This is a genomic window from Agarilytica rhodophyticola (assembly GCF_002157225.2).
Taxonomy (GTDB): domain Bacteria; phylum Pseudomonadota; class Gammaproteobacteria; order Pseudomonadales; family Cellvibrionaceae; genus Agarilytica; species Agarilytica rhodophyticola.
The window spans coordinates 3237020-3256438 of the sequence record NZ_CP020038.1 but is presented as its reverse complement, the minus strand read 5'-3'; the positions used below and the strand labels follow the sequence as shown (position 1 = coordinate 3256438).

Sequence of the window (19419 nt, the reverse complement as noted above, 5' to 3'; positions counted from 1 at the left end):
AACTCATTATATTTTTACTATTGGATCCTCTGGTGGTATTTCTGGTGGTATTTCTGGTGATATTTCTGGTGATGTTTGCTGAGCAAGTATATTCGCCACAATATTCTGTATCGTGTTAGTAAGCCAAACCGTATCTAATGAAATTTCCAGGCCATTAATTAGCACACCGGTACCGGCGCTATATTGGTTAAGATCATTGCGTTTCTTCCATACAAGACCATCATTCAACGAAGTAAGCCGCCAATAGGTATTTTTATTGTATTCACCATATTTAGCTTCCACAGTAATACCAATATAAAGGTTACTTATCGCACTATCATTAAAATCTGTTGCTAACTGCCATGGAGCATTTTCTCTGGCAATCCAGATTCGATTATCATTCGAATCTGCTTGCTGAGTTAGCAATACTCGGTCCCCTTCCTGCAGTTGATAGCCATCCACTACAGTCAAAGTAACTTGAGGCGTGCTGGTATCAATAGGGCTTTGCGCTACCGCAGCAACATCCATTTTAAACTTAATCATTGCCCTTAAGCGATTAATTCTTTCATCAACATCAGCTATAGCCGCCTTCTCATCAAGCTTTAGCTGAATAGCAGAATGCTCAGTATTCAACATAGAAGCGACACCTGAAGGACTTACAGCAATACTATTGTGTGTTGCTTGTTGCAGTTCAGTAGCAGTAGCGAGACGTATTACACCAGCTAGCTGTTCTGTAGATGTTGGCAAGCGCTCTGTAGCTAAGGTTCCTGTAGCTATCGAATCTGCATTGATATTGGTAATTGAACTACCGTCACCGCTAAAACTTATCAAGCTAAGGTTTTGTGGGAGACGCTCAGAGGCAATAGTTCCCGAATATATATTACCCCCATCCAACTGTGTTAACGCACTACCATTTCCACTAAATGACGTAGCAATAATATCCTCAGGCAACTGTTCATTACCTAGGGTTCCCGCCACAACATTATCGGCATTAAGATGGGTTAATGCCCGACCATCACCGCTAAAAGATAAGGCGGTAATATTCTGTGGCAACCTATCATTACTCAAACTTCCCGTAGTTATATTTTCCGCACTTAAATTAGTTAACAAACTACCATCACCGCTAAAGCTCGCTAAAACTAAATCCTGCGGTAAATAGTTGGCACTGATTGTACCAGCATCAATATCCGTGGCATTAGTTGCCATATCAATTAAGTCGTCAAAATCCTGAGATGTAGGAATATCCCCAGGGTCAAACTTGGTTTTCAGCGTTTGCTTTTTATTACTGTCAGGCATGGTGATGCACTCCTGGGTTATATGCAAATAGCGTTAAAGAAATGCTTAGAAGATAGGTGACTTTAGAGCATCTTTAACAAAGTTAGCGCTTTTTTATACTTGCTAAAGTTCTAACGATTGTAGAAGGGTTTTGTTCCGATTTTTTTGGTGGTGGGAAATATCATAACCGCTACTCTTGAGGATATTACCTATCGTCAGCCCACTCGTTGTATAAAAGCTAAGGCGTAGTAAGCTGATCGGGACTTATGAGAGCTTCGTATTCTTCGCTGTGTCTGTCCTACTTATACATCTACTTATCCTTTGTGCTTGTGTTGACCAATGGTTAGTGTGTAGTGGTTTAGCGTGTATCCTGGGTATTAGTAATTAATTAGGAACATAGTCTTTAAAAAGAAATAATGCAGTTTATTTTTTAAAAAAATTCATCCTGGCATGTATACCATCTTTACGGTTTCGAATAGCACCTAAAGTCATATTTATACTTCCATCTAACGAAGACTTTCTTTCTTCTAAAAGTCCATGTAAACTCTCAACAGCATCTTTTAATCGTTTATTCCTGGCGACATCACCTGTGCTTTTTTCCTTAAAATAACTATAGAAGCCATAAACAACAGATAGAGCAAATATGCCTAGACCGATATAGGGGGCTGCAATACTTATCATTCCACCCAAACCGGCAAGAGTTATTAGGCCACCTTTTATAAAGTTAGATTTTGCTGATTCTAAAGATGATGCTGTCTTAAGAACTTCTTTTCCATTATCATCTTCAATAGTTTGGCTACCCCCGTAAAAATCCGGTTTAATTCTTTTTAAAGTTTCACCAATTTCGGAAAACTTCTTATTTCCTTCCTTAAATTTATCAATGGTAATTATCTTTTCAGGAGTCAATTCCGACTTTCCGGCAAGCTCTGACTTTAGATTCTCCATAGCTTCACGAATAGCATCCTCCTGCTTTGACAAAGATTCTCTTTGGACATCAATTAGTGTTTTCTCGATCATATTTTGTTCCAAATATGCCCCCCCAAAAACCTTATCTTTTTCTGCTTCACTAAACTTTTCGACCTCATTCATTAATTCTTTAGTACGGAAATCACTAACAATATCAATCTCCTTGACAATATCAGACAGATTGTCGTAATAATTAAAGGCTTGAAATTTATTTCTTAATATATTGACAACCTTATCCGAATTCAATTTTTCTGTTTCATCATCAGCTTCATATTTTATTTTTCGACCAGAAAACTCCTCTGCAATCGGAGGTAAGTTATTTTTAAGATCATCATGGTAATTCAAAGCCAAAGGCAAATAGTCCTTGACGTATTTTTTTGCTTCGCTTTTAACCCAGGGTTGTTTTTTATTTAAATAGATAGATTTCATACCCAACCATTTAGGGTTTTTAGTGCCATGCTGTTCTCCTACGCCATACACTATATTACTCCAACGGTCTAAATTGTTAACAACCCGTTTAATCCTCGCTTCGTTCCCAGGAGTAACTTTTTGTTTTTCCAGATCATTGCTTCTTTCACCGTTGACGACAAACCCTAGGTAACCCTGCCATGGCTCTAGTGCAAGAAAATTCAATTTATCCCATGATTCAAGATTAAGAGATGCATGATCTCGCCAAGCATTGATAACTACATCTCTTTTGGAAACGGATGTATTAAGAAGATTGTTAGAAGAAAATTCGCGATGTTTCTTAATAACATTCTCTGTTTTCATTGAAACTTCATCTCTAGCCTGTTTTTGAGTATACATAAAACCGCTCTCATATTAAAAATAACGTATAAGACACAAAAAACTAACGTATAAGACCCACACTCTCTAAAAAACAAAGTCTATTTTCTCCCAACCCAAGCTCCGAACTTTGAAATTAGGGTAAATTAAAATAAGGTTATAGAATAAAACAGTTAAATCGCTATTTTAATCGAATGAAAACCCTGAACATAAAAACTCAGTTTAATTTTTAAACGATGTTTAACATAAGGATTAAGAAGCCGTTTTCAAGCTTCTAGATGACCGATAGAAACGGAAAGGAAACATAGGACACACACTCTCTAAAAAAACAAAGTCTATTTTCTCCCAATCCAAGCTCCGAACTTTGAAATTAGGATAAGTTAAAATAAACTTATAGAATAAAATAGTTAAATCGCTATTTTAATCGAATGAAAACCCTGAACATAAAAGTTCAGTTTAATTTTTAAACGATGTTTAACATAAGGATTAAGAAGCTGTTTTTAAACTTCTAGGTGACCGATAGAAACGGGAATAATAAATATTTTCAAAATATGTAACATTTCTTAACCATTCTTTCTGGCTTAAATTTAGTCTTTCCAATATCGGTGGTAGCAACGCAGAAATTTTACCGCGTTTATTGTGGCGAATAATACGACCAGTATAATCCACTAAATTTAGATACTCCTTCAAACTAAATAGAATACCTATCTGGTTTTGGTTGACTATATTGCCTTCAAACTGACAAAGTGCTTTAACAGGCAGGTTAAATGTCATGAGAGCACCTTGGCTAATTTGCTCTTTAATCATTTGAGATAAATTGATCTCTTTTACAAGGCGTTGTTTGATACTTGTATATTCGGAGGTTTCAGGCGTCTTAGCCATCTTCGCCCTAACAGGGTTTAGATCTTTGTAAGCCATAGCAGATAGCAATGCTTCTTCTGTCAGCAATGCTTGAGAGGTATAACGCGCTTCCCAGAAGTGGCCTCGGCACTCATCTTCTTTATTCGCTTGGCGAGCGATGGGTTCATTTAGGCATTTCATAAACCACCCCAAACAACCGAGGCGTTTTCGGTAACAGGTGATACACTCGCCCACAACATCCTGTTCTGCTTGAGTTAAGCTAGTGTCACGTAAACATTTTTGAACGAGTAGCGGGCCTTTAAATACACTACACCAACGCTCTAGTACTTCCTTATCAGACCACGTAAGCGTTTCATCAGGATTAAGTTTAAGTACCAAATGATAATGATTACTCATCACGCTATAGGCGCAAATATCAATAGCAAAAATAGAGCTTAAAATACGAATTCTAGCTTCAATCCAATGACGGCGATGCTCATACGAGCGACCACTTTTTCGATCAAACCCACACAAAAATGCCCGACGCACGCAACGAGACGTAATATGGTAATAGGGAGTATCGTCAATACAGACAAGTTCCTTTCTTGGTCTTGGCACAGTGAATTCCTTTCACCTGATGTTTATTTTTTATGCTATTGAAGTTCTGACGGGTTGTCAATGGTTGAGTGTGTGTCTTAAATATTTCTCGTGTGTGTCTTAAATATTTCTCTCGGTGCCTGTCCTACTTATCTCTACTTATCTAGGTCTTCTACTTATCATCTTTTTCCCTTCTATTGGAGTCCTGATAGGTTGTCAATAGTTGAGTGTGTATCCTAGATATTTCATCCTTCTTAAAGCGGAACCTTTCCGGCTTTCGGAGATGACAGAGAGTCTATTTTAGTATTTAAATCCTCTAACTTTACATATCCCCATGCTGCATTCAGACCATCTGACCATTCAACCGGTATTTCATATTTATCGCCTGAGAGAGATGTACTAAGACGAAAACGTTTTACAATAGTCCCCTCTCTGAGGTCTACCTCACGACTATCATCGACCCATGTAAAGGTTGAGTTTATCCATTTTTTTTTCATTTCAATAGTCACATCTTTGTTTAGGACAAATTCCCTACCTAGCGTTTTATCTTGCTCATTCCACTTCTCAGCGGCAGCTGTATAATTAAGGGAAGGTGTAGAGTCTGTTGATATTTCAAACTTATTCATTTTCACTTTTTGACCTTCTTCCCTAGTAAAACCCCATTTAATACTTCCAAGGTATTCATCTTTGTCTGCTCCCTCAATCACAATAGCAGCTACTTCGAATTCCATACTCCGCCTGATGGTGGTAGGAAACCTAGGGAGACGAGGCATATCATAAAGCTCCGCAAATTCGATATGTCTAGGAGGGTATTTATTGCTGTCAGTAATATCCTTTCCAATTTTATATTTTCCCTGATCCTTGTATTCGTATGACTCAGTTTTCAAAATATCTCCATCGATTGGATCATCCGCCCCGAATATAGGATTTGCAGCACCGCCAACGCGATCAACTCTATATCCAGTGTTTTCATCAGTAGTTTGCTCATGTTGTGGTTCTAGATTTTCCTGCAGACTACCTTTTGTCTGTTTAACCACCTGAATTAAAGCAATTTTCTTTGCATTTATGTCTTTTGCCTCATCCCATCTTGTTTTGAATTCAATTTTAACATCAGCCCCAATTAAACACTCATCAACTACAGGTTTGTACTTGGTGTTTTTAAAAATTCCTTTTTTAGTTTTTATTTCAGCCATTTGCATTATTTTCTCACGATTATCCACAACACTAAAACCTTGCATTTTAACCCTTCTCTCATGAGTGACAGAATTAATACGCATTTTACTTTTATTTTCTTTCTGTTTCTCTTTTTGCACATACATATCTCAATTCTTTTTAATTAGCACTTAGTGGATATTATAGGCTTTCACCTATTGTCTATAACATGGTTATAAACACCTACTGGACTTTACTTCAGATATATCCATTTTCTTATATGAACTTTAACAAATATATTAGGTTTTAAATAGCCATCTCTACCCTTACAATACCGATATACATAAATCAAAATTTAGATTAATCTATATAATTTTCTCCTATAACAAAAACTCTACAGCCAACAACAGATTTTAATTTAGCGATCGCGCTTTTGTAATCGAGCCATGAACACATCAACAAGCTGTGAATAGTCCACAATAATTTATCGGCTATCTACAATTTAAATTGATCCAAAGGCGAACATATCCCCTCGAATCCTTTGGCCGTCTCGTGACTATAAATTTTAGTAGTCAAGGCATTTAAACCAACCCCCGCCCCAAACTCTCCGCCCTCGCCCCCATTACATCTGCTTCCCTCTCCAGTTGTGCATTATCATTTATCGCTTGCCCGGCAAATTGTGTTGTTGGTGCTACTCGACCTTGGGCCTGCTGCACAATATGCCAGGTTTCATGGGCGATATGTTGGCTTTGTCCTGGGGCCATATGAATATCGCTTCCCTGGGCGTAGGCGTGGGCGTTGAGTTGTGCGGGTTTGTCTGAGTTGTAGTGGACTTTTACATGATCGAGGCTGATGCCGGATAGGTGTTCGGCGCCAGCTTTTATATGGTCGGGGATGCCGGTGTTATTCTTACGTTGAAGAGGCGTTGTTTCTTGTTGTTTTTCTCGGGATATGTACATGGTATTTTTACCTTTTAACATTATGATATTGGTTTAAATAATATTTAATAGAACATTAAACTACATTCACTACACCCAAGCGTCGATTCATTAATACAATATTAATAAAATCAAATACCAGAGCTTCCGTATTGGCGATGGTGTAGTTTTCATCCCTTTCGTCTAAGGTAAGGTAGAATAATTTACTGCGAGTTTTACTGGTGGTAAATTGACATTCTATCTCTCTGCCATTCTCCATTTTAGTAAAGCGTATTTGATTGTTTGCTTTGGAATTTTTACTCGGAGGTGTGTCACCGCTCACCGGTACGTCATTAAGGTGAAGGCTTATGGTATCAACGAAGCTTTCATTAGCATCTATTACGTTAGCAGCAGTGCTGCGTTCTTCGTATATACCTGTGTTATAACCGTAATGATAGAGGGATGATTGGCTGCACTCCAATACACTGCGCACAATGTTATCTAAAAAGTAATCAATACAGTTTAATAAATGTAGACGTTCATTACGTTGGTGTTGTTCAACGTGAGCTTGGTAGCTTTGATAAAAATTGTAACGTTGTTGGTTATTTTCCAGTGATTGACTTATATTTTCAGAAAAATGCTGATAATAGCCTCGTGGCTTTTTACCATAGTGGTTGTCATGATCACGATAATAATTGTGCGAGTGTGGTGGCTTGGGGTATTGAGAGCTAGAATAATTAGTAGCCGTATTTTTATCACTCAGATAATTTGTTTTCGAGTACTGAGGATGATCTTGGGAGTAGTTTTGAGCGTGCGCTTGAGAGCTTTCGTGAGGGTTATCTTGTGTCATAAGAACCACCTTTGCTATTGAAGTGATAAGATGTGGTTGAGTATGTAAAAACTGCACTTCCCTATCAGCAATAAATGTGTACTCCTTGTGTTAACACGTATGCACACTAAAACTCACCATACTTCCATATTACTTCGATTAATGTTTTACCCAACCAGGGCAAGGAAATATAACCCAGTCCCCAGGGATATTTGGTCAATAAAATATCTTCAGCACGGGGTTCTACTTCTATGAAAAAACCACTATCGTTCATAGAGCAGCGAGCATTGCGCAGTAAAAACATTGATTTAAAGCTGTTGGGGGCCATATTTTTTAGCGCGGGCCAATTACTGATAAGGGTGTGGACAAGTTGATCGGCACTGGCACACTGCTCTTTGCTTAGTACAACTGTCTGTTCAACAACAGCTTCGGGTGCCAGCCCTACAAGGATATTGGCCACTGAACCCGTGTTGTTGTCGTCATTTTCACCCAATACATTGCCTGTTATGTAATGTAATAAAGCGTGAGCAGTAAGTTGTGCTACCTCGTCAATAAAGCTGAGGCTTTTATTGCCTTCTAACAAATTATTTTTAATAAAAAATATTTTTAAATAAGGCCAGAGTAAAATTATACCAGCATCGCCACAGTAAAAGCCTTCGTGTATCCGCTGTTGTCTTACTACCAAGTTCTTTAGGTCGTTGTTTAATTGCTGTGATATGGTGCTTATTTTTTCTATATCATCTTTGCGCTCAAGACCTTTCTCATAATTTTTCAATAAATTAAGACTTTTTTTAATCGCTAAAGGATTAATAGATATACTGTGTGTTTTTCCCCCACTGTGAATTAATCTTCTACTAAGTCTATCGCTTACTTCTTTAAGATCTGAGTGCCATATAAGTCGATGGGAATGCATATCTGAAATATGTCGTATTTTAGGGTATGAGGTAATAAAATGTTGATACTTTGAGTCCATCGGCCGTTTTTTTTCAGCTTTATATAAGGATATTTCGGGCCAGTCCATGTGTGTTTTTGCTAAAGATTGAATACTAGCCTTTAAGTTATCGAGGTGGTTTTTTTGCCAGGTAGAGACCTTAGTGATTGCATTAATTTTCCTAATCCCCTTCAATAGGTAGTGATTGCGCTTACCATTATTATCGCTTTTACTCTCTTTATCAAAAAACCTATCCCAGTATAGTAAAAGACACGCTGTCCAAGAATACAAAGCACTCTTAACATCATTATTGATAGGCATTGATGATGCTTTATCTATAATATTATCTTCAATGCTATCTATTGTGAGATCTATATCAGTGAGGCATCTGTATACTTCCATCACCAATAAAATAGTCGATGTTTTTATGGGTGAAATAGCTTTATCGGAAGAGTTATCACTGTCTATATTCTTTTTATTAATACGGCTATTGCCTTTATCGTTAATATTACTTGCACTTACGTTCGCACTATGCCCCACACTATCTGTCTCGATAAGAGTCGTCTTAATTTTCGCTTCTGAATTAGTAATACGCTCTATTAACTGTCGCAAATAAATATCATGCTGTTCTCGTCGAATATACTCCACTTCATCCTCAACAATAGGTAACCACCAATATTCACTCATTGTTTTAGATGATTTTAGTGTTTTATCTTCTTGTAACATCTGATTTTTTACTTGCGTTAATTTTCTAATTGCGGTTTCTAGTGCCTCACTACTCTGCTTATTTTCTTGTGCTGTAGTATCAGAGTGTAACCATGCATGGAATAACACCAACAGCTGTACCACTTGAGTGTAGACTTCTTGTTTATTTAATTCTAAAGAAGAAATGGAAATAGACCTGGAAAGAGATGAATCACGATAGAATAATTCAAAATTAGACTCAAATTCTAATAATATATTATTCACCTCTTTTTGCAAGTCGAATTCTCTTTGAAAGCACTTGTAATAAGGACTGTCTTTTACAGAAACTTGATAATCTTGTTGGCCTGTATTTTTTGGCAACCAGGTAAGTATTTGATTTTTTAAATTATCTGCCGCGAATGCATCACTTTGGTGAATAAAATGGTGTATTGCAGGCTTCATATCGAAAGAAACAACGTCGCAAATACGAATTAATTTGGAGGCAATAAGATGATAAAGTGTCTGTTGTTGAATATGTATATCTTTTTCAACTAACAGATAGTTTTTATCCTTATTATGCCCACTTATACCAACAAATTGGTTAAGCAGATCCGTTAGCTGTTTAAATATACTATATTCCTGTGGTGATAATCTACGCACACTGTTTAGTTGCTGTTGATGAGTGAACTGCACTAAGAAATCACCCCACGCTAGTAAGCGCTGATGAAGCCCATGGGTATTGTTGTGTTCGAACATTGTTTCTAAGACTTCAGGCTCTGATGATTTCTTAGCAACAAGACTATTCGCGAGTGATTCTAATTGCTTTGTTAGTGTTATGGGTAGCCAGGAAAACGCTATCAATGCATTGAGGTGACTCAATATATCCTTAAATCTGTGGTCGAATATATGCTGTATTTCGTTATTAGAAGTATCGCCTTCTTTACTACTATGAGGATGGCTATGAGAGTGGTTATAAAAATTTGAATAAGCATAATCATGCTTATTATTTATAGCTGCCTTACTTTCGGCCTCAGGCTTTCTACTGAAAGTTCTATGAAAATCTTTAGTAGAACTCTTATTGGCAAGCTCTGCTATAGCCACTTTCTTTTTATGGGTACGTAATGCTTTTGACAGTTTCGCTAACCGTGTATTCACATCAAAAGTTATAATATTTTGTGCTCTAATTGTAAAAAACTGAGGGAAAAGCGCCTGTTTGATGGGGATAGTAGTCGTTATTGGCAAGGCTTTCTCAGCGTATAATAATTGCTTTAATTTCGTTATCTGCTGAAATCGATCAGCCTCTTTAGCATAATAAAAATGAGCTTGACAGAATGGCTCTAACAATTGAATTAATGCTTTAAAAGCAGAAATTTCTTTGGCAAAACTAAATGTGGCATCTGATATAAGCACACGACTGTTATCTTTCTTTAGTTCGTCTTTCCTTGGTTGATTTATATTAAACCACGAATTTCCATTAGCCCGTTTGAGTATGGCATCTAAACCTAAAAAATCTGACACCTTGAGCGTTTTATGGGTAACAATATTAAACCAGTTTTCACAAGCCTTTAGCCAATAAACGGATTGATCCATAAGCAAAGCTTCCTGCACACACTTTACATAATAGCTAAAATTCGGCTGTGCCATTTCACTAGGCTTAACTAATGTGTGAGCCCTTAGCAATAGTTTTGATGATAACTTAAGCGCACTATTATTATCCCCTTTTTTGCCTAAGTTAAAAAGCTGAATATACGCACCCAGTATGTGTTTTTTTTGTAAAAGTGTAAATTTTTCATCTGCCAAATAGGACATTAAAAAGCTGTGGTCTTTACTAGGCAGAAACAGCTGGAGCTGCTTTTTTACAGAGCTAAAATCAAGAACGCCGTTGTTAACAAGCGTATTAAAAAACTTTGTGTACTCTCTAGGAGAGACCACATTATCAATACAATACTCACGCTCTTTTACTAGTTGCTGAACTAAGTAATACTCCTTTTTTTGTGCCACGCTATCACTTGACTCCCCCCATGCTTTATTAGCCAGTAGATTGCTAGAAGCACGTGTTAAGGCTATTTTGGATAAGGTATTAGAAAACGATGCAAGCAGTGCGGGTAAAAGTTGCTGTTCAAAATAGCGCTTAGTATCATTTAAAAAGGCTTGAGCATCTATATTAGGCAAAACTATTTCAATATCAGGAATATGTAATAATCTGACATTCTCATATTCTGGAGCAAAGTTAGGCAATTGTTCCGCATTTATAGCATTGTAAATCAGCTCTTGTAATCTTTGCTCACACTCGGCGATACGAGCGCGAGAAGTTTGTGGTGATATGCCATTAGTTTTGCAATGATAATCTATATCTAATAATAAAGTATCGATATTGAGGCTCATAAAAAGAGACCTTAAAATAAATAACTGGCAAGAGTGATCACAGAAGTAATGGGGATTTTAAGTGTTAATGATCTATTCGTTATGACTACGCCAAACACTGCTGTCATCATCAATACGACGACCAATATAATCACCTTTCCAGTAGTGTCTTTCTTCTGCTTCACCTGTTAAGTGATTAGAGGCATATATGTGAGGTGCTTCAGCCGCATTATTACCAACCCATACACCTTCGCAGATAAGGTCGCTGCAAAAATAGGCACCGCCGCCTTTACCGTGACGCATATCTGATTTGCAATCACAGGCAAGTAAACGTAACAGTTTGCAACGATAAGCGCCACCGCCACTGCGGGTCGCAGTGCAGCCATGAGCCTGCACCACACACTCTTTACATTTAGCTACCGCACCACCCCGCTCAGCTCTGCAGTTATAGGCATGAATTGTCGAGCGATATAAACCATAGGCCGCGCCCCCTTCATTAAGTTGCGTATCAGAGCCGGAGCCTTGGTCTAGAGCACTACAATTATAAACATGCAGGGCTTCAATCATACTCACATTGTAAACGTCGCTTTGCCCTAGCGCTGCGTAAATAGCGCCACCATCCCCCCAAGTAATATGATTTTTAATAACGCAATTTAACCGGCAGTTAAGTGCATGTTCTAAGTAAAAAGCACCACCGTCTTTGGCCGATTCCATATTTTTTCCGTCGAAGGTAAAACCTTCAAGATGGACATTTTCTATCGCTTTTTTAGTAGTGCCGATAATTTCGAAGCGGGTATTAGGGTTTTGTTTAACAACGCGAGTACTATCGGTATTAAAGCCAATAATAGAAACGCCTGAACGTAAGCTGACCGAATTACGCAGTTGGTATTCCCCTACCCCTTGATGACTTAAGGGCAGCAAAATAATGGTGGTATCTTCTGCAATGCTGGTATGGGATGAGACATTAAATATTGCATCAAAATCCCGCTGGGAACTAATAGTATAGGTTCTGCCACCGCGACCAAAAGGCACCGCCACGCTTTCTACATAGGCTTTTACTGCTGCTTGGGTGGGCAAGACACTGTGTAAGGCATCGTCACCGCCCATGGTGTAATCATCAGAAATGGCAGTAATTTTGGGGCTATGGCCAAGGCTAAAACTATTATCAATGGTGATATCACGAGTATTAAGTGTTGAATCAAATATGCCAGACTTAGCACGTAATTGCTCGCTGATCTGACAAGAACCAGACACATCCAAGGCCTCCGTGGGTTCATTTTTACCAAGCCCTAAATAACCTTTATCGCTAAGGGTTAATAAACGTTGCGCCATGCCTGAGTTTAGCTTGGTATCGATAATAAACGCAGCTTCTTGCGCTGGGCTTTGTAAATGCAAAAAAGCTTGTGGCTCTTCTACTCCAGAATGGATAGCACCAGCAACGTATAAATCCTGTTGAACATGAAGGTTCTGCTCAACCCGTAGGTTATGATCAACGCTAAGATCGTTTTCTAAATGTACGTCGCCAGCCACATCTAAGGTATTGGCTACCGCCAATTTATGCATAAAAAGCGCATCGCCAGCTACTTCCAGTTTGGCCCCTAAGGTCGTATTATTTTCTACTTCAAGATCAGCTTTTAAAAGAGTGTTTCCAGTAACACTTAATTCTTCGTCAATATCCGTTTTATCTTCAACGCGTAAATCTCCTTTAATTAACATATCACTACCGAAGGTGGCTTTTTGTGCGATATGCAAACTGCCTTCACCTTCAATATTATCGCGCACGTTAACAACACCATCCACTTGCACATCAGCGGCAAAGGTGGCTTGCTGTGAAACCCTTACTTCCCCTGATACATCTAAAGCAACTCTTGGGTCTGCTTTACCTAGGCCTAATTTGCCTTGGCTAAAGACTAAACTGGCATAATCTTTTGAATCAATACGAAAGGCTTCTTTGTAACGGGTGTCGGCAATATATAATTGTGCATTGGGGGTTAATTCTGGATCGATCTCACTCACTTGCCCCAACAGCGTTTGGCCAACTAATTCACTATCCTTGTGTACGGTGAAGTCCGACTTAAACAGCGCGTCTTTATCCACATACAGCGTGTGTTCAAGTTTGGTTTGCCCCATCACAGTTAATTCATCAGAAATATGTGTATCACCTTTAACATCTAATGGAACTCTCGGATTATTTAATCCAACACCGAGCATACCCTGCTTAAAAATTAAGGGAGATTCTGCGCTATTAAAATGACTGTCGATACGCAAAGCATCCTGCTCGCCGCTGTCATGAATATGAATTCTCGCTTGAGGCGCATCAATAGAAAAGCCAAGGTTTTTACGAATAAAAGTGGTATCGTTGAATACACTTTCCCCGTCGACATTGAAGCTGCTTTGCACACTTAACGCTTGAGAAATCCTTGCTGAACCAATAACATCCATCTCGTATTCAGGGGCATTGGTATTAATGCCAAGCTTGCCTGACTGCATGCCCGACTTAACCAGCAACACCGGCGTTTCTCCTTCGGGGGGATCAACCCTCATAGCGGTTTGCGTGGCGAGGGATTGGCGTAGATGAAAATCGACGGCAGGATCATGATCTAAAGTATTAAATCCCACAGTATTTTGTACATCAATATGGCCATTAAACATTGAAGGCGCATTAACAGCCATAGACTGACTAACATTTAATGCGTTAATTGAAACATCCCCGGCAAGATCAGCGTTGCCGATCAAATGAAAATTGACTTCAGGGTCAGATGGAATATTGCCCGTATTAATGCTGAGTTTATTGGGACGAAGCTGAATGCTGTGATCGGCATTCTCTCCCTGAATATTAATCGCGGGATGTTCACCCTGCTGCTGTAAGTTTAATGTTTCATCGCTTATGGTTAATAAGGCATTAATAGATGCGGTACCTGCGATACTTACATCTCCTACTACATCCAATGCAGATGTAGGCGAACTTGTATGAATGCCAATACTATCACCATCAATAGTTAACACTGGATCTTCGGCTTGGCTGCCTTCCACCTGTAAGGTTTTACCCATATCCCCCAGGGCAATATGTAGTCGATAATCGCTAAATTGGGCGCTTTGTGTGGTTTCGCCGGTTGCAATTGTACTCACTATCCCTAAGGCTAAGCTGCGATCAAAAAGTACGTGATCGTGGGCTCGCATATTGCCGTTAATATCGAGATCAGCACCTAACAAGGTTGCACCATCAACTTTGGTTTCGCCAGCAATATGAAAATCATATTCAGGCTGCGTACAAAGAATCCCAACTTTATCATGTTGAACGGTAAGCAGCCTCTGTTGTATACCTACATCGCTTTCGTGATTAATGGTTAAGGGTGTGGCGCTATCACCGTTAGTCGTAATATTTAACGCCGGCGGTATATTTTCGCCAGTATTATTTATTGTGTTTTGCTGAATATTCAAATGATGGGCAACATCGGCGCCAGCCGAAAATACCCCTTCTTGCTTTACCCTCAATGATTGTTCAACGGTTGTCTGACCCTTTACTGTGAGATGGGCAGGCGCATCGCTTGTGCCCATCTCAATAGTGCGATCATTAACAATGAAGGCCTTGTCACCGTCGGCACTATCCACCCGTAAGGCGGGCGCATTGCTCTGTTTAATATGCAACGCTGCGCTGGCATTGTGGTTATCGTCGATACCTAAGCCAATACCCACCGACTGGGCATACTTGGCATCACCTTCGACAATAATTTGTTGCCTAAACCTTGCATTGTTGGCCGTTGTAAGTTGATGGAGAACCGTTGCTCCGTGAACACTGAGGTCGCGATTAAAATTAGCAGAATCATAAAAAGTGGCCACCTGCCTAGAATTAAACGCGGCGTTCACCGTGACAACGCCGCTAAAATCACTTTCTCCACTGACATGAACCGTTTGCTCAAAGCTGGCCGGGCCACCACTGATTAATTGAGTATCTTCATCACTGGTCACTCTGCCACGACTAATAGTCAGAGGTGCTTGCTCCCCGTAGTGAAAACTGGCGAGGGTTTCTTCACCCTCTGCCCGCACTTCTAATCTTGCTTCCGGATTTTCGGTACCGATACCAACTTTATTTTCCACCGACAAACTATTATCTTCATGCACGGCTGCAACTGTACGTCCAATTCGTACGGATCCGGCAATATCTAATTCATTTTCAGGTGCAGCGGTAGCGATCCCAACACGCCCATCACCTTTTATAATAAAAGGACGTGCATCATCGGCACTATCATCCACTTTAATAATGGCTTCGGAGTTACTGCCCCGATGGTAAATATGTAATTGCGCTTGTGCCAACCCCTCATCCAAGCCCAGCGAGAGACGCCCTTGTTGATCTAAGCATAGCTGTGTATTGGAATGCATCCCTTCATTTAGATGATTTACTACCAGGCTTGCATCGTCTCCTTGATGATTAATCTGTAACTTCCCAGCATCACCCAGGTTATCCACATCTGAACCCAGCAAGAGCGCTTGCTTAAGGCTAAGGCCCCCTTCTATATTTTGATCGCCTTGCACATCCAGGTTTGCAAGCATCGAGACATTGTCATTAACATCGAGATTACCGTCGATTAGAGCATCACCATTAACTTTTAAATTAACACTGGGGTCAAGCTCCGTACCATTAATTACGGCCGCGCCCTGTATAACAGCAGAGTCATTAACATGTATACCACCATTAATACTTAAGCCTTGAGTTGGGCTAAAGCTGAGATCCTCTCCTACTTTTAGTTCTTGTCCAGAGAGCAAAGCATCATCATTATCAAGGCTTAGTGCCGTAGCACTGAGTTCCGTGCCTTCTCCTACCCTTAGGCTGTTAGCTACCTGCAATTGATTATTGATAATCGTGGTATCACCTTCTATGGTAATGCCATCATCACCCTGTATTACAGCGGATTCTATAAACTCGCGAAACTCATCACCTGATGGTGTTTCGTTGTCGGCAAAATATTCAGTCAGTGTTTTTCTTTTCGTATCAGACGTATCGCCTTGTGTTGCAGAGGCATTAGCTGGAGCAGATGAATTGGTCATGCTTTTTATACCCGTAATAAATTATTTACAATATTTTTATTCGAACATTCCAAGGCCTTATAGAGCGGACTGACTCCAGAGGCCTTAGATCACTAAAGGCTGCTTAATACCGAGGGAAAAGGCAGAGCTATCGGGTTGTTGCGCGTTTATTTCAGCGCTGCAAATGGGATAGGAAGGTTTTAGATACTGTAACGGCTGATAACCCACTCTAAAGCTGCTACCGATGACACCCCGTCGTATAGCGTTAGGCCGCGCAATAATATCCAGTTGTTGCTGACAAATAGTAAAGAGTATTTGATAGCTTAGATTTTTGGCATAAAACTCTGACTTTTCTTCTAATGTTTGCCAATCGTCGATTGTGTTGCTACTACTGGCGTTATTCGGACGTGTAAAGCTACCTTGTGTATGCTCGCAAGCGTCAAGATCTTGATAGCGAGCATATAAGATGTCATATAAGTTTTCTCGTAGCACAGATATTATGTCCGCGATATTAGCGTCTGCAACATCCGTTATATCCTTGCTCAACTCGTTTATTTCGGACTCGTTGCGTAACCACAACGTTATTTTTTCTCGCAAGTTTTCATAATTAAAACTTTGTAAGATAATATTAAGAACACTTTCTGGTTTAGCGAAGAATTGCCTCAACAAGGTGGCTAATACTATTATTAATTCCGATTGCTCTGTGCCTATCTGTGTGTCATTACTTGGATTACTATCGACATTTTTTATAGATTCATAATCATAAGTTAATTGTGTTAGCGCATTTAGCCAAGCATAATATAAACGTTCAAACAAGCTCATTTCTTCTCGACACAAATAGATAATATGGCTTTGCTGATATACCGGACTGTCACAACTAATTTGCTGCTCTAATAAAGATCGAAATTCCGCATTGGCAAAACGTGCAGGCCACGCTGGTGCAACAAAATATAACTGATTAGGTTGATATTGATCCATGCTATCAGGTGCATTTAAATACGCGCCAAAACGAATAAGCTCGCTTTCTACTAGGTAAATGCCTTCTTTATTATTAACTGCCAAAGGTATTTGACCTGGTGTTGAGACACCAAGGAAACGTAGAATCCTTTGGCTTAAGCCACCTAAATGATTGTGTTTGGGCTCCTTCGCTAAATAATTAACCCCTCCAGTACGAAAAGTACTGATAGTAGGATAATTGTTAATAAGCATTACCAAATCGACAATTTGTTTGACCGCCACTAACTTCTTAATATCTATAGATAAGGCATTTTTTGTTTTTTGAATAATAGGTAAGTAGTGGTTAAAGACATCTTGATACTTTAGCAAACTAACGTCTAATCCTGTTTCAGAAAATCGGCTGAGTAGGTGTTCGACACTTCTTTTTAATCGGTCTAGTTGCTGCTGACTAAAGATGGGCTCCGCGTATTCTTGAAATGCATGAACACGGTACTGCTCAAAATAATCACCTAATAAAGGCGCCATACCGCTTATTCCTTCAACGGCTTGACTGATTTGTGTTTTTGGTAGCGAGCGAATATCTTGCCAAAACTGTGTTACGTCACGCGGGGTAAGAGACTCACTTGCCAACATTTGAGAAAAAGTGTTTGCCAGACGCGTAAAGACATGGTGATCTGGTAAGGCAAGTAGCGTTTTCAACATCTCCAATTGAGCAAATTGATCGGCTAGCACTTGATCAAATAGACTTAAATAGCCTTTAAATTGCAAAATTGATGCTATCTCTTCATCAGTAACAGGATCATTTAAGCGCTTATCAGTAAGGCGATAGAGTTTTGGCAAATCATGTTGTAAGGAAGTATAGTGTTGTAGCTGCTGATACTTGCCTTCAATATATGCTGTCATCCTATTGGGTATACCACTACCCTGGCTAATAGTATCATTGGTGAGCAGCGACATACATTGTTGTTGGCTCAAGCTAGGTAACTGAAACGCTTGTCCATCAATATCCAGGCTTAGTAAAGAATAAGAATTAATTACATCAAAACTGGCAATAAACCCTGAGGGGATATCAATACGCCAGTATAAGCTCTCCTCTTCCTCGACATCCGTATTATTAGAATCTACATCTAGAGGTAAAAAGTGAAAACTTTTAACATGATTAATATCTGTAAGGCTATTTATATTGGCAAGAATATCTGAGGCATACAGAGTAGCGGGCAAGGATAATTGTTCCACATCCTTAGCCCTAATAAAACCTTCATAAAGTAGAGGGCCGTCGAATGTTTCATTGCCGCTTAGGCCTTGAGCCACCATATCGCTATAATGATATTTTGTAACTGCCGGTGCGATACTCTCATTTATTTGACTGAATAGCTTAGATATGAGCAGCATCGGGTCAACAGACTTGTCAATGGATACATGCATAGCAATGGAAAGCTTCTGCTTGGGAATAATACTAATTGAGGCAATATCTTCATTAACATTGCGTTGGCTAACAAAAACTTGCTGCACCTGCTTGAGTAAGGCTTCTTTTTTAGCGTTTAAAGCCACCTCATCTTGCTCTAAGAGTAAATGATCATCAAGATCAATTCTGATATCAAACAAGCCCGTTCTAATTTTACTGTTGGGGTCGTTTGGATCTCTTAACAAAGAGCAAGGCGCTACATCAGCATTTTTAATTCCAGGAATATCGATTAATGAGCGACGATGATCAGCCAGCGTTACCGGGTTCGATGGCAATACATCTTGTGGTAAAAAGAATTGTTGTATTTCGGATGAAAGTTCGGGATTTGGTAGTAATAGCTGTTCTACAGGCAACGCTAAACGAGAACTTAACTCTTGAATAATAAAGGCTAATACTTCTAATATGGTGATGCCTGGATCACTGCTGTTGTGATCCGTCCATGTTTGGCTACAAATTTTTTGAATAAGTGCTATGCCTTTATTTTTAAGATACTCAGCCTGCTCAATATCGGCAACACTATAGTTTTTGGTGAGGGGTTCGATAACCTGTGTCATAGTTATACCACGATAATTAACAAAACTATTAACCTAGTGGTAAAATAGATCATCCTGATCTATTTTACCGTCGCCCCATAAAATTTGGCGGCATTGTA

The 19419-nt window shown here is 39.3% G+C and carries 9 protein-coding genes; all 9 read right to left on the bottom strand.

Annotation, left to right across the window (positions count from 1 at the left end):
* Positions 1-6 precede the first annotated feature (6 nt).
* The 9 genes from BVC89_RS13650 to BVC89_RS13610 all read right to left on the bottom strand — a co-directional run bounded on the left by BVC89_RS13650 (position 7) and on the right by BVC89_RS13610 (position 19321).
* Positions 7-1275: a hypothetical protein gene (locus BVC89_RS13650; protein ID WP_086931716.1), complete on the bottom strand. Its 1269-nt coding sequence runs from the start codon at positions 1273-1275 to the stop codon at positions 7-9.
* A gap of 402 nt (positions 1276-1677) precedes the next feature.
* Positions 1678-3027, bottom strand: coding sequence for a hypothetical protein (locus BVC89_RS13645; protein ID WP_086931715.1), 1350 nt, complete (start codon positions 3025-3027; stop codon positions 1678-1680).
* Positions 3028-3492: 465 nt separating this feature from the next.
* Entirely contained in the window at positions 3493-4464 is a 972-nt protein-coding gene (locus BVC89_RS13640) for a transposase (protein ID WP_086931714.1), read from the bottom strand.
* A gap of 233 nt (positions 4465-4697) precedes the next feature.
* Positions 4698-5756, bottom strand: coding sequence for a hypothetical protein (locus BVC89_RS13635; RefSeq protein ID WP_158657931.1), 1059 nt, complete (start codon positions 5754-5756; stop codon positions 4698-4700).
* Between the two features lie 420 nt (positions 5757-6176).
* Positions 6177-6554: an eCIS core domain-containing protein gene (locus tag BVC89_RS13630; RefSeq protein ID WP_245929393.1), complete on the bottom strand. Its 378-nt coding sequence runs from the start codon at positions 6552-6554 to the stop codon at positions 6177-6179.
* 55 nt (positions 6555-6609) lie between these two features.
* A complete protein-coding gene (locus BVC89_RS13625; RefSeq protein ID WP_086931711.1) occupies positions 6610-7362 on the bottom strand; it encodes a hypothetical protein in 753 nt (250 codons plus the stop codon).
* Positions 7363-7468: 106 nt separating this feature from the next.
* Positions 7469-11341: a contractile injection system tape measure protein gene (locus BVC89_RS13620; RefSeq protein WP_086931710.1), complete on the bottom strand. Its 3873-nt coding sequence runs from the start codon at positions 11339-11341 to the stop codon at positions 7469-7471.
* A gap of 72 nt (positions 11342-11413) precedes the next feature.
* Positions 11414-16366: a hypothetical protein gene (locus tag BVC89_RS13615; RefSeq protein WP_086931709.1), complete on the bottom strand. Its 4953-nt coding sequence runs from the start codon at positions 16364-16366 to the stop codon at positions 11414-11416.
* 84 nt (positions 16367-16450) lie between these two features.
* A complete protein-coding gene (locus BVC89_RS13610; protein WP_086931708.1) occupies positions 16451-19321 on the bottom strand; it encodes a hypothetical protein in 2871 nt (956 codons plus the stop codon).
* Positions 19322-19419: the final 98 nt, after the last annotated feature.

What these genes read in the sequence shown, in the direction of transcription:
- BVC89_RS13645 (WP_086931715.1), bottom strand. Translation starts at nt 3,027, where the DNA reads ATGTATACTCAAAAACAGGCTAGAGATGAAGTTTCAATGAAAACAGAG.
- BVC89_RS13625 (WP_086931711.1), bottom strand. Translation starts at nt 7,362, where the DNA reads ATGACACAAGATAACCCTCACGAAAGCTCTCAAGCGCACGCTCAAAAC.
- BVC89_RS13615 (WP_086931709.1), bottom strand. Translation starts at nt 16,366, where the DNA reads ATGACCAATTCATCTGCTCCAGCTAATGCCTCTGCAACACAAGGCGAT.
- BVC89_RS13630 (WP_245929393.1), bottom strand. Translation starts at nt 6,554, where the DNA reads ATGTACATATCCCGAGAAAAACAACAAGAAACAACGCCTCTTCAACGT.
- BVC89_RS13610 (WP_086931708.1), bottom strand. Translation starts at nt 19,321, where the DNA reads ATGACACAGGTTATCGAACCCCTCACCAAAAACTATAGTGTTGCCGAT.
- BVC89_RS13620 (WP_086931710.1), bottom strand. Translation starts at nt 11,341, where the DNA reads ATGAGCCTCAATATCGATACTTTATTATTAGATATAGATTATCATTGC.
- BVC89_RS13650 (WP_086931716.1), bottom strand. Translation starts at nt 1,275, where the DNA reads ATGCCTGACAGTAATAAAAAGCAAACGCTGAAAACCAAGTTTGACCCT.